The sequence below is a fragment of the Paenisporosarcina indica genome, from assembly GCF_001939075.1.
In the GTDB taxonomy this organism is placed as follows: domain Bacteria; phylum Bacillota; class Bacilli; order Bacillales_A; family Planococcaceae; genus Paenisporosarcina; species Paenisporosarcina indica.
This window is the reverse complement of the sequence record NZ_MPTA01000005.1, coordinates 143607-156949: the sequence shown is the minus strand read 5'-3', so window position 1 is coordinate 156949 and position 13343 is coordinate 143607. Positions and strand designations below refer to the sequence as shown.

Annotated in this window: 12 protein-coding genes; 10 read left to right on the top strand and 2 right to left on the bottom strand. The window is 37.0% G+C overall.

What is annotated here, in order from left to right:
- Positions 1 to 13: 13 nt before the first annotated feature.
- From GY23_RS12970 to GY23_RS12955, 4 genes are all read left to right on the top strand, one after another.
- Positions 14 to 1651 (top strand): thiamine pyrophosphate-binding protein, encoded by a 1638-nt coding sequence (locus tag GY23_RS12970; RefSeq protein ID WP_075619640.1) that lies wholly within the window; start codon positions 14 to 16, stop codon positions 1649 to 1651.
- Between the two features lie 30 nt (positions 1652 to 1681).
- Positions 1682 to 2413 (top strand): hypothetical protein, encoded by a 732-nt coding sequence (locus GY23_RS12965; RefSeq protein WP_245827663.1) that lies wholly within the window; start codon positions 1682 to 1684, stop codon positions 2411 to 2413.
- A gap of 326 nt (positions 2414 to 2739) precedes the next feature.
- Positions 2740 to 3081 carry a zinc ribbon domain-containing protein YjdM gene (locus GY23_RS12960; RefSeq protein WP_075619639.1) on the top strand — a complete coding sequence of 114 codons (342 nt, stop codon included), beginning with the start codon at positions 2740 to 2742 and terminating at the stop codon, positions 3079 to 3081.
- Between the two features lie 35 nt (positions 3082 to 3116).
- Positions 3117 to 3902, top strand: a complete 786-nt coding sequence (locus GY23_RS12955) for a nucleotidyltransferase domain-containing protein (protein WP_075619638.1) — start codon at positions 3117 to 3119, stop codon at positions 3900 to 3902.
- Positions 3903 to 4267: 365 nt separating this feature from the next.
- On the opposite strand, the gene GY23_RS12950 is transcribed toward GY23_RS12955, so the two are convergent.
- Together GY23_RS12950 and GY23_RS12945 are read right to left on the bottom strand one after the other, a co-directional pair.
- Positions 4268 to 5509 carry a cation:proton antiporter gene (locus tag GY23_RS12950; protein ID WP_075619637.1) on the bottom strand — a complete coding sequence of 414 codons (1242 nt, stop codon included), beginning with the start codon at positions 5507 to 5509 and terminating at the stop codon, positions 4268 to 4270.
- Positions 5510 to 5515: 6 nt separating this feature from the next.
- Positions 5516 to 6013, bottom strand: coding sequence for a cation:proton antiporter regulatory subunit (locus GY23_RS12945; protein WP_075619636.1), 498 nt, complete (start codon positions 6011 to 6013; stop codon positions 5516 to 5518).
- A gap of 506 nt (positions 6014 to 6519) precedes the next feature.
- On the opposite strand from GY23_RS12945, the gene GY23_RS12940 reads away from it, so the two are divergent.
- The 6 genes from GY23_RS12940 (at position 6520) to GY23_RS12915 (ending at position 13295) form a co-directional block, all read left to right on the top strand.
- Complete coding sequence (locus tag GY23_RS12940) at positions 6520 to 7686, top strand: TraB/GumN family protein (RefSeq protein WP_075619635.1); 1167 nt, start codon at positions 6520 to 6522, stop codon at positions 7684 to 7686.
- Positions 7687 to 7933: 247 nt separating this feature from the next.
- Entirely contained in the window at positions 7934 to 9466 is a 1533-nt protein-coding gene (locus GY23_RS12935) for a DEAD/DEAH box helicase (RefSeq protein ID WP_075619634.1), read from the top strand.
- A 35-nt stretch (positions 9467 to 9501) separates the two neighbouring features.
- Complete coding sequence (locus tag GY23_RS12930; RefSeq protein WP_075619633.1) at positions 9502 to 10296, top strand: YqhG family protein; 795 nt, start codon at positions 9502 to 9504, stop codon at positions 10294 to 10296.
- Positions 10297 to 10705: 409 nt separating this feature from the next.
- On the top strand, positions 10706 to 11287 hold the full coding sequence (locus GY23_RS12925) for a TetR/AcrR family transcriptional regulator (protein ID WP_075619632.1): 582 nt from the start codon (positions 10706 to 10708) through the stop codon (positions 11285 to 11287).
- Positions 11288 to 11374: 87 nt separating this feature from the next.
- Positions 11375 to 12223 carry an alpha/beta fold hydrolase gene (locus tag GY23_RS12920; protein WP_075619631.1) on the top strand — a complete coding sequence of 283 codons (849 nt, stop codon included), beginning with the start codon at positions 11375 to 11377 and terminating at the stop codon, positions 12221 to 12223.
- A gap of 37 nt (positions 12224 to 12260) precedes the next feature.
- Entirely contained in the window at positions 12261 to 13295 is a 1035-nt protein-coding gene (locus tag GY23_RS12915; protein ID WP_281251504.1) for an alkene reductase, read from the top strand.
- Positions 13296 to 13343 lie beyond the last annotated feature (48 nt).

Below are 13343 nucleotides of genomic sequence, written 5' to 3'. Positions count from 1 at the left end.
GTGGGGGATTTTTATGAAAGCAGTACGTTCGGTATTAGAATATTTAAGAGGTATTGGAGTAGAACATATCTTTGGTATACCAGCAGGTTCCGTGAATGCATTTTTTAATGAACTTTATGATATGCCTGAAATTACACCAATTGTAACGAAGCATGAAGGAGCTGCAGGGTATATGGCTACTTCTTATGCAAAATACTCGAAACAGTTGAGTGTGTGTATAGGAAGCAGCGGACCAGGTGGAACCAACTTGGTGACTGGTGCAGCGAATGCAATGCGTGAACATCTGCCTGTGCTGTTCTTGACAGGTGCTGTTCCTGTGAACACCATGGGATTGAATGCATCTCAGGAATTGGACGCTGATCCTATTTTCAAATCAGTCACTAAATACAGTGTGACCGTTACAGACGCAAAAGATTTACTTAATGAAATCGTCAAAGCTACTGAAATAGCACTTTCTGGAGTGCCGGGCCCGGTTCACGTGGCAATGCCAATCGATGTTCAACACGGATTTGTGGAAAATACGGTTATACCGGATTTAACTAAAAGAGAAGATTGTGTTCCTGACCTTGAACAGATTAAAAAAGTAGCTAAAGAAATAGTAGATAGAAAAACCGGTTATATCTTTATCGGGCAAGGAGTCAGAAACTCTGTTGAACAGGTAATTGAGTTGGCGGAAATGTTGGAGTGGCCAATGCTAGTGACTCCTGTGGCAAAAGGACTTATTCGTGACGATCATCCACTCCTGGCTGGGGTTTTCGGTTTCGCGGGCAATGACTATGCCTCAAATTTAATTAACCAAGGTGACGTTCAGACATTATTAGTCATCGGTTCGAGCTTAGGTGAAACTGCAACGAATAATTATAATGCAAACCTTACTAAAGACCGTTTTACCATTCAAATGGACTTTGATCCATCGGTGTTTAATAGAAAATATGAGATTGATCTACCGGTTTTAGGAGATATACAATTAAGTCTTATGTATTTGATAGAGGAGTTAAAATCCCTGGGAATATCGCGAAAAAATGTGAATCGTATTGAAAAAACAAATGACATTGAGAATAACAAAGAGTATAACACTAGAAATGTACTGGCGAAGTTACAGGAATATCTTCCGCCATCTACTAGATATTCAATTGATATTGGTGAGTATATGGCCTATGTCATTCACCATATGACCGTTCTAGAAACTGATACATTCGACATTAATGTACATTTTGGCGCGATGGGTAGCGGTATTGGATCTGCAATCGGTTCAAAACTTGCTGAGCCACAACGTCCTTCAGTAGCTATAACAGGTGACGGAAGCTTTTTCATGCATGGAATGGAAATTTTGACGGCGAAGGAATATAACTTGCCTGTATTGTTTGTTGTGATGAATAACGCACGCTTGGGAATGGTCTATCAGGGTCATGCCTTACAGTATCATCGCACACATGCATCATTCGAACAGGAACCAATCAATATCTCTGCAATGGCAACAGCCATGAATATTCCAAGTTTTAGAGTGGATAGCATGGAAGATCTGGACCAAGCCGTGATTGATCGCTTAACCAATTTAAATGGTCCAGCAATTTTAGAGGTGGCTTTAGTTGATAATAACGTGCCTCCAATGGGAGATCGTGTTAAATTCCTATCATCTTTTGGGAAGTAAAAGCATGGACATAAGGAGGTATTTATCATCTTGGAGTTTAAGCCTGATTCAATTAAGCAAGAAATAAAAAAAACATTGCAACAAGAACTAGTAATACAAGTCTCTGATAGCGAGTTAAATCAGCAAATTGAAGCAATGACAAAAATAGAACTAATGGACAAATACCTCAGCTCCCATGAAGAAAAAATCACTAGCTCTGAGATATGTAAAGCCGTGTATCAAATTTTCGGAATAGATTTGGATGTTGTGGTTGTTTTAGATAAAGGGATAAAAGAGTTAGTACAAGTTTCCCCGTTAACTAATTTTGACAACTCTTTAACATCAAATTCTAGAGTTGCAATAGATTTGCACCTAAAGCGGTCAGGAAATGATCTGACCGGTGGGGAAGTTCGTGCGATGTTAAATCGAGTTTTTGGAATTAATTTAGATGGAATCGCTGCATTGGAAAACAAACGAATTTCATTATTTTCAAAGGGACAGTGGGTTGTTCAGAATGATAAAGATTTATTTATTGTTCATACAGGTACTGATGATCTCGATGTGAAAGTATTGCCAACTGATTACTTTTATGAGCTCACCGGTTTAGATGAATTGCCAGATCAATTACAACAGGCTCTGATACATCTTGGGTTTCACTACGATGAAAAGATAGGGTCTTATTACTTTTGTGATGTCAATGGTCATGCAATCGCAGACAAATTCAAGGGGCAAACATTAGGTGCAATAAGGGAAATAATAGAAAAAAATTACTTGCATATGTGAAAACATGTCCCCAAACCCCCACTTCTCACTGTAGTGAAAAGTGGGGGTTCTGTTTAGTGGATAAGATTTTGCTTTTGAGAACTGTTTGTTAATAAGAGGGAATTTCTATAAGTATTGCAAACCACAATCTATAAACTGTTGAAATCATATCGTTTTTTTGAATGTGCAATTGATCCGTTTCACAAGAAAAGCGCGGAGAAGGGTTTGTCAATACGAGGAGACTATGACAGTATATAAGCATATAAGTAACATCCTATAAGTTTTTCTGAATTTAATGCTGAAAATAAATATGGGAATTACCATTGATGAGTGGAGGAAATAAAATTATGCCAGCTTTGCCAAATTGCCCGAAATGTAACTCCGAATATACGTACGAGGATGGAAATCACTTGGTTTGCCCGGAATGTGCACATGAGTGGTCTCTGGAAAAAGAGAGCGGAACTGTTGAAGACAAAAAGGTCGTCAAAGATGCCAATGGAAATGTCTTGAACGATGGGGATTCTGTAACAGTGATTAAGGACCTAAAAGTAAAAGGAAGTTCATCGGTATTGAAAATTGGCACAAAGGTAAAAAGCATACGTTTAGTTGACGGGGACCATGATATTGATTGTAAGATTGATGGTTTTGGTGCGATGAAATTAAAATCCGAATTTGTTAAAAAAGGATAAATACAGTCATAATGCAATTTGGAGGTAGGATATAGATGAAGGAACTAATTCGAAAAAAACTAAAAGAAATTGAAGAGGAATTTCAAGTGAAGATCCTGTATGCAGTGGAGTCCGGCAGTCGAGCGTGGGGTTTTCCTTCTAAAGACAGTGATTTTGATGTTCGATTCATTTATATCCACCAATCGAATTGGTATCTGTCCATCGATCCGCAAGGAATTGGATCCAAACGAGATGTGATTGAAATGCCCATTAACGATTTACTGGATATAAGCGGATGGGAAATAACGAAAGCATTACGACTCTTTAGAAAAAGCAATCCGCCTCTTCTGGAATGGATGAAAAGCACGACTATTTATTATCAAAAGTATTCGTTTATCAATCATTTGCGGGCTTTAGAGTCGGAGGTATTCTACCCGAACGCTAGCTTGTATCACTACTTGAACATGGCAAAAAACAATTACCGTAAGTATTTGCAAGGACCCGAAGTGAAAACCAAGAAATACTTCTATGTCCTTCGGCCGGTATTGGCTTGTAAATGGATTGAGGAAAATAACTCGGTGCCTCCAATTGATTTTGTTGAATTGGTGCACGCTACGGTTCCAAATGGGAAACTAAAAAGTGACATTGAGCATCTTTTAAAAAGAAAGATGGCAGGCGATGAATTAGATCTTGAACCAAGGATTCAAATAATCAATGAATTCTTAGACAGCGAAATGATTCGTTTGGAAGCTTACATTAAAACGATTTCAGTAGACGTTGAAGATCCTACGAAAAAACTGGATGAATTATTTAGAGATACATTGACCGAAGTGTGGGAATGAGAAAGCATAAGACAATAGATGCCTTCCACTCCTCTATCAAGGACTGACTGGAGATTTTCAAGGAGGAAAAGCGCTGGCAAGGTTTACCCCGATTGACGAGGGAGAAACTTGGTGGATTCTGATCATGTGATTGATGTATAAGCAAATTATTAACAGCAAAAGAAATAAAGTTGCGCCATCGAATTACAGAAATTTAATAAGTTGAGAACCCTACGATAAAATTTGATGAAACACTTCGGATGGTTGTTCCTTTTAGGCTTATATACAAAAAAGAAATGGCACGCGTCATTTTCGCGTGCCATCTCTTTTGTTATTTAATTGATTCGTGCATTTCAACGGAATTCTTTTGGTGTTGTAATGCTGGTTTATGCATCAGGTGGAGATTCAATTTTTTTCTTAATACTCTTTTTCGTAATAGGTTCTTGCCACTTAAATACCTTGTTTAACAAATTGAATACCTTACTAGATTCTTTTGTTAAGAAAGGTCCTAAGATCGCAAGAATTAATACATATAAAGCTGAAAAAGGTTTTAAAACAGGTGATAGTTGTGCGGCAATTCCAAGATTTGCAACGATAATGGTAAATTCCCCACGAGCCATAATTGTAAGACCGATATTTGAGGAAGCCTTGTGAGAGAGACCAGCATTTCTACCGGCAATCATACCAGCGATTACATTGGATAATACAGTCAAGATAACTGCGCCTAGAGAAATCCAAATTGCATCACCTAAAGTTCGAGGGTCAATACTTAGTCCAAAACTAAAGAAGAAAATGGCGCCAAAAAAGTCGCGGTAAGGAACAACAAGTTTTTCAATACGTTCGCTGTGAACGGTCTCAGATAGCATTAAACCGAATAATAGTGCACCAATTGCCTCTGCTACATGGATAGTTTCTGAAAATCCAGCAATAAAGAACAAACCGGCAAACACAACAATAATAAAAACTTCGTTCGATTTAATATTCAAAAACCTATTTAGGTATTTAGTACCTACTCGAGCAATGACGAAAAACAATAACATATAACCAATTGAAATTAAGACTGAAATCACTGTAGATAATGTTGAGGAATTGTCACTAAGAAGTAAGCCAGACATGACTGAAAGGAATACGGCAAGAAAAATATCGTCGAACAAAATGATTCCTAGTATAAGTTCAGTTTCCTTGTTACCCGTTCTTCTCAAGTCCACCAATACTTTTGCCACAATGGCACTAGAAGAAACAGAGACCATTCCAGCAATAATGAGAGCTTCATAAAACCCGAGACCAACTAGAAAACCATAACCCAATCCTAAAATAAAGTTCATGGCCACATAAACTGTGCCACCATAGACAATGTTTTTCCCGGATTTAATTAATTTATCGACTGAGAATTCCAACCCTAAATAAAAGAGAAGAAAGAGTACACCGATCCTCCCTAGGAAGGTAATAATTTCTGCACTGTCAATAAAACGTAAATCGATAAATCCTAGATCGGGTGCATGAGGTCCCACTACCATTCCTAGGATAATGAGGAATGGAATAATAGATAATTTAAATTTCCCTGCAAAATAAGCGGCAAATGCTACTATGAGAAGTGCCGTACCTACTTCAAATATTAAATGATCCATCTAATCTCAATCCCTCCCTTTTGCCAGGAGATCTTGGTAAATCCGCTTCACGTCTTTTCTTGCGCCTGATAAAATAATAGTATCGCCCGGCACTAACCGAGAATCAGGACCTGGAGCAAGTAGATTTTCAGTTTCTTTTTTAATAATTGCAATAATCGTTATATTGTAGTTATTTCGAACGTCATATTCACCAATCGTCTTATTAGCAATTGGAGATTTCACATCAATTTTATGCCACTCGATAATTAAATCATTAATGGCTAGATTAATGGATTCCAATGTCTTAGGCTGATATACCATTCCGCCCATAATAGATGCGAATTGACGAGCTTCTTGATCGGTAAAAGTAACACCAGAGATGCTTTCTTCATCATCATTATCATCATAATGATAAACCTCACGATTTCCGTCATCATGAATAATTATGACAATTCTATCGTTATTAGCCGTTATTGTTTCAAACTTTCTGCCGATTCCAGGCAATTCACACTCATTGATATTCATTAAAATTAATCCGCCTCTCTATAGTGAATAAATCATTTAACTCATTTGTAAAAATAGTCCAATAAGAAAACATTAATTAAGTAAAATTCCCTTTTTACTGATTCGCATTGGGTTTCTAATCATCTTATCTAAAAAAGTATAAAGTAAATGAGTTTTGTTACTATGTTCATTATACAAGAGTTTTTGGTTAATTTCCTTTCATAACCCTTATGTTATTGATAATAAATGCATCATGCATCGTAGTGTATCTTAGTTTCGTATTTATATACATCCCCAAAAAAGGAGTGTTAAATCTAACTTTGCAGTTGTTCTTTTATTTTTCCGTAATAAATATTGTAAGGAGATTTTTAGTGTGTTTTTGGGGAATATGTATTCCTCTCTATTAATATACAAAATATGTTTGAAATTTACCCTAATCTAATTCATTATTAACAATAGACAGTCTTTTAGTGATCAGTTGATACAAGATTGCGTAGAAGAAATACATTCTATGAAGGAAGTAGCTTATGCCGGAAGAAAACATAACGCGCATCAATTTAGATGGGAAAGAACTCATACTAATTGGAACTGCACATGTGTCAAGACAAAGTGCGGAACAAGTAAAAGAAGTAATTGAAAGAGAGAAACCGGATTCAGTTTGTATTGAATTGGATGCACAAAGATATCAGGCAGTAATGGATAGCAACAAGTGGAAAGAGACGGATATTTTCAAAGTTATAAAAGATAAGAAAGCGACGTTGCTTTTGATGAATTTGGCCATCTCTTCATTCCAAAATCGTTTAGCAAAACAATTTGACATCAAGCCTGGTCAGGAAATGATTCAAGGGATTGAATCGGCAAAAGAAACAGGTGCTGAACTGGTATTAGCGGATCGCAATATACAAATTACCTTTTCTCGAATTTGGCATAATCTCGGGCTGATGGGGAAGGCACAACTTCTTAATTCAGTTTTCTTCAGTATTTTTAGCAAAGAAACGATTTCTGAAGAAGATCTTGAACAAATGAAAGAACAGGATACGCTTAATGCAGTGCTTGCTGAATTCACGGAATCTTTCCCAAAGTTAAAGAAACCATTAATTGATGAACGAGATCAATATCTAGCCCAAAAAATCAAAGAAGCACCAGGAGACAAGGTTGTTGCGGTGCTTGGTGCAGCCCATGTGCCGGGAATTACAAAAGAAATTCATAAGGAACATGATCTAGAAGCCTTGTCACAAACACCGCCTAAATCTATCGTACCTAAGATCATTGGTTGGGCGATTCCTTTGCTTATTGTGGCAATCATTGCCTGGACGTTCATCGCTAACCCTTCTGCAGGATTAGATCAAGCGTTAAGTTGGGTTCTATGGACAGGAAGCCTTGCAGCAATTGGTGCAGCAGTTGCATTAGGCCATCCCTTGGCTATTCTGTCGGCCTTTGTTGCGGCCCCGTTCACAGCGTTGCATCCCCTTATAGCCGCTGGTTGGGTTTCAGGGATTGTGCAGGCATATATCCGTCGACCAAACATCGGTGACTTCGAAAAGCTTTCAGAAGATGTGTTTTCTATAAAAGGTTTTTGGCATAATAAAGTGACACGCGTTTTACTAGTTGTTGTCCTCACTAACTTAGGAGGATCTTTAGGAACCTTTATAGGTGGAGCAGACGTAATAAGAGTATTCTTTAATAATTTGTGATTCCTAAAACGAAAAGGGTGATTTCTGTATTGCACAGGAATCGTCTTTTTTATTTTTCAAATTAATGTAAATACAGGGTCAATAAAAACTGGACTTTAACATGGCCATTAACTGAATGGACCTTCTAAGAAGCCAACCTTATATTTGACATTTCCTGATAGCCTTTTATTAACTTAAATCAAAAAAACATAACAATCGCTTAGTTGGGCAAACTTTTAATAAAGATAAGTTGCTGAGGTGATGAAATATGTTAATTGAAAAGTCCTCCAAGTGGAAGGAAGGCTTCATAGAACGATTAGAAGAACGTGAACCATGGGATAATTGGACACTATACAATATGAGTTATGATGTGGTAAAAACAAACTTGATTACAGACTTCACTGGACTGCAATCTCCTAAATATCTACCTAACCTGACGCCTCTTCGCCATCAATTGGAAGTTGCGGAAACGGTCATTGAAAGAATGAATGGCAAAGCGATTCTTGCAGACGAAGTGGGGCTTGGGAAAACCATTGAAGCGGGACTGATCTTGAAAGAATACTTAATCAGAGGTCTTGTAAAAAAAGCATTAATATTGGCCCCGGCGTCCCTTATTAATCAATGGATTGATGAATTGAACCATAAATTTTATATCCCGGCAATTCCTTATAAAAAAAATTATAACTTGGACAATTACAGTGTAGTGGTCATGAGTATGGATACGGCCAAGAAAAGCCCACATAAAGAAGTTATCTATGCACAAGATTATGACATGATTATTATTGATGAAGCTCACAAATTAAAAAACCATAAAACTAAAAACTATGAGTTTGTTCAAAGTTTAAAGAAAAAGTTTTGTTTGTTATTAACCGCGACGCCAATTCAAAATGATGTGTTCGAATTGTTTTATCTTATTTCCTTACTAAAACCAGGACACCTTGGAAATTATGAAACATTTCAATCCTCTTTCTCCGCTAATAAACTTACGTGGGAACATGATGACTATTTAAAAGAATTGGTAAATCAAGTGATGGTACGAAATAGAAGGAAGGATACTGGAATTGAATGGACACATCGACGTGTGCAAACGATTCCGATTCAGTTCACAAAAGAGGAAAAAGAAGTATACGACTTGATAGTAGGTCTTAAAAATGTGTCATCTGTATTTTCAAGTGCGTTTAGTATGATTACTCTACAGAAGGAAATGTGCAGCAGCAAAGAAGCCACGTATTTGACCTTAAATAAAATGCGTCAACAATGTGTTGATCCGGAAGAGATTGATTACGTTGAAGGAATGATTCAAAAGTTGATGGCCTTGGAAGTAAACACGAAAGCAGAAAAAGCATATGAACTTATTTCTAAAGCAAATGATAAGGTCATTATTTTTACTGAATACCGTGCAAGTCAAGCCTATTTACAGTGGTTTTTAGGTTCAAAAGGCATCACAAGTGTTCTTTTCAATGGGAAATTTAAGAAGAGTAAACGAGATTGGATGAAACAGCTATTTAAGGATCAAGCCCAAGTACTAATAGCGACAGAATCAGGCGGAGAAGGAATTAACCTTCAATTTTGTCACCATGTGATTAACTATGATCTCCCTTGGAACCCCATGAAGTTAGAACAACGAATTGGGCGTGTCCATCGTTTGGGGCAGGAACATGACGTTCATATTTACAACCTAGCAATCGAAGGCACGATTGAAGACCATATATTGGACTTGCTCCATGCGAAAATTGATGTCTTTGAAAAAGCAGTGGGTAATTTAGATGACATTTTATCAACGTTTAAAGAATCCATGTAGGTTAAAAGTGGTAAGACATTCAGAGGAGGATGTATATGTACCCACAACAAATTCATAGTTATTTACACAATTTTTTTGATGAAAACAATTGTCACATTGTAAAAAACCATGACCACTACATGACGGTTCAATTAACGATTGAAATGGATAAGAAAATAATGGACCGTCCCTATTACTGGAAATACCTAGAAAATACAAATGGCGTCCCGAATCCAGCTCAATTAACGTTCATCACTGATCAAAATAAACTTATCGAAAATATAAAAGGGGAAGTCGTCCATTTTGGTTCCCCTCGACTCAATCAGTTGTTTCGAGCAACAAAAGATCTAGGTGCATTTGTCCATATGTATGAGCAAGTGGGCAATCAAATACAAACAAAAACCATTTTAACCCCGTGGCTAGGAGTGAATTATAAAGTATCTTATTACAGCGATCAAACGAAAGAAATGCTCTATTCTTTAGGCATAAACTTAATAACAGGGCATCTTGTGGATGGCTTTCAAGAACGGGTAAGAACTTTTGATTTAGATCCGGAAATGTCAGAGGATGCATTTGGTTTAACGTTTATCATCAAGCCTCTTCGTGCCTTAGAACGATTGGATTTGGCAATTGAAAAAATCATAAATGAAGATGACCATACATGGGCAGAGGAAGCAAAAATCAGATGGCAGAAGGATCGAGAAGTATTAGAACACTTCTATGAAGGAGTAGAAGATAAGCCAGAATGTTACGACATGGAGAAGAGAGCATTGGATGAACAATATGAATCCAGAATTAATATTGAAATCATCAATGGTGGACTATTTTATTTAAAAACGTCTATTAATTAATGATTGGTATAACAAAAAAGCTTGGGAGTATCCTAAGGGGTTCTCTTCAGAGGTGCAAAACTTTAAAATACAAGATAAATGGACTATCAATTCGCATATGAATTGGCAGTCCATTTCTTATTGATATATAAACATTCTTGCTCTAATACCTCCATTTTCAGTTATATATTTAGTAGCCTATTTGGTCGCACAACACCGAAAGTTGTAATACAACTAAACATACAGCTAAATAATTTGCTAAAAGCACCTCCATGAATAAATTTCTTTTCTCGTTAATGGAGCAGTTATACAAAATAAAAAGCAAACTAATTAATTCTTTACCAATCATTTTAAATGGTGTACTCTAATTTTAGAATGACCGTTCTAAAATGTTATTAAGGAAATTGCTCATTAAGGAGAAGGAAGTAAAATGTCTAGAATTAGGGAATTTGATGAGAAAGTCGTCCTTAGAAAAGCGATGGAACTCTTCTGGAAGCAAGGTTATGAAAAAACATCAATGCAAGATTTGGTTGATTATATGGGTATTCATCGTAGAAGTATATATGATACATTTGGGGATAAACGCTCACTGTTCTTAGCTTCTTTAAATTACTATGAAACGTTTGTTATCGAAACATTTACTGGAATTATCAGTAACTCTACAACAGTAAAGAAAGCAGTCCGGGATGTTTTTAATTATGTTATACAATCAGCTGAATTAGACGTCTATCCAACAGGCTGCCTATCAGTAAATGCTGCTGTAGAGCTATCCTTACTAGACCAAGATATTAAACATATAGTGACAAAAATGTTTAAAGATACTGAGGTTATGTTCGAGCAAATGCTTGAAGAAGGTCGAAAAAAAGGCGAGTTGAATGAAGAGCTAAATCCTCAAATTACTGCCCAATTTCTACATAATAACCTTGTTGGTTTAAGGGTTATGGTTAAAACAAACTATTCAAAAGAGGAATTAGAAAGTATCCTTGATTTAATGTTGAAAGTGTTAGATTAGCACTTTCTTTTTTCTTTATTAATTCTAGAACGGTCGTTCTTAAAATGTTAATGTGATAAAACAAAATTAAAAATAAGGAGAATTCATATGTCAAACTTCACAATACCGACAGAATCAACATTTATAGAGGCGAATGGTACTCGTTTTGCTTACAGAAAATTTGGGGCTGAAACAGGTACACCTGTTGTTTTCTTAGTGCATTTTAGAGGGACAATGGAAAATTGGGACCCGAATATGGTTGCTCCAATCGCGAAAGAACGACCAGTCATTCTTTTTGATAATAAAGGTGTGGGGGAAACAAATGGGCAAACACCAGAAACTATTAGTGAAATGGCTCAGGATGCCGCAACGTTCATTAAAGCACTGGATTTAAAAAAAGTTGATCTTTTAGGATTTTCAATCGGTGGAATGGTTGCACAAGAATTAGCATTACAAGAAGGAGATCTTATTCGTCGAATTATAATTGCTGGTTCTTCTCCAGAAGCAGGGGTAAACCCAGAACCAGTGATTTTTGAAAGAATGAAACGTCATGGAGGAAATGTAGACAATGCCATAGATGATTTCATGTTCTTCTTCTACAAATCAACTGAAACAAGTAAATCTGCTGGGATGGATTCTCTGCAACGAATTATGAGTCAGAAACAATTTGAAAGTTCAGATCAAGTTCAAGCTGCTCAACTAAACGCTGTTGCAAAATGGGCACAACCGAAGCCTGATCAAGATCATGACTGGTTGAAAAATATCCCTCACCCAGCACTTGTGACGAATGGCATCGAAGATCTGATGGTACCAACAAAAAATAGTTTTATCTTATCTGAGAAGTTACCAAATGCCCAATTGATCATTTATCCCGATTCTGGTCACGGACACTTATTCCAATTCCCAGAGTTATTTGCTGAGAATGTGAATTCATTTTTAGATGCCACATCACTATAAAATTTATAATAAGTAAACAAAAAAGGAGCAAGTACGTATTGGGAATTTCAACTTAAAGAATAGAATAGGTATGGCACCTATGACCAGAAGTCGTGCCTTAGTAGATGGGACACCGAGTGACTTAGCGGTTGAATATTACGGTCAACGAGCATCAGTTGGTTTAATTATCAGTGAAGGTACTCAACCTTCTGACGACGGTCAAGGCTATACAAACACACCGGGTATATATACTAAAGCTCACATTGATGGTTGGAAGAAAATCACTTCAAAAGTTCATAGTGAAGGCGTTAAACTGTTTATTCAACTGATGCACGTCGGACGAGTCTCTCATCCTGACAACACACCACATCACCGTCAAGCTGTTGCACCATCAGCTATTGCACCGAATGTGGAAATCTTCACGGCAGAAGGAATGAAGGAAATTCCTACACCGAGAGAGTTAACAGAAGGAGAAATTAAAGAAGTCATTAATGAATTTCGTTTAGCAGCACGCTCAGCCATTGAAGCTGGAGCAGATGGTGTTGAAATTCATGGTGCTAACGGTTACCTTATTCAACAGTTCTTAAGCGAAAATGCTAATCACCGTCAAGATGCATATGGTGGTTCTATTGAAAACCGTTCGAGATTTGCGATTGAGGTAGCTAAAGCAGTAGTTGAAGAAATAGGTGCAGAACGGACAGGTATTCGTTTTTCCCCACAAGGAACATTGAACGGGATAGAAGAAGGGGAAACAAATATTGATATGTATCGTTATTTAATTGCGGAGTTAGATAAGCTTAATCTTGCCTATCTTCATGTCATGCACTTTGGAAATGAACCATTAGTACAGGAAATTCGCGAATTATGGTCGCAAGCTCTTCTTATTAACCGACCAGGACGACCTTTAGAGCATTTAGGAGTGGACGTAGATAGTGAAGTGGCTGATGTTGTTACCGTAGGAACTTGGTTAATCTCAAACCCTGATTTGGTGGAACGTTTAAAAGTTAGCGCACCATTGAACGAACCTGACCGAAATACAATGTATGCTGGCGGTGCGGAAGGATATATCGATTATCCTTCCATGAAACAATAACTGGCATATAAACAGCAGGAACAATTAATGAAACTTTCCCATATCTAT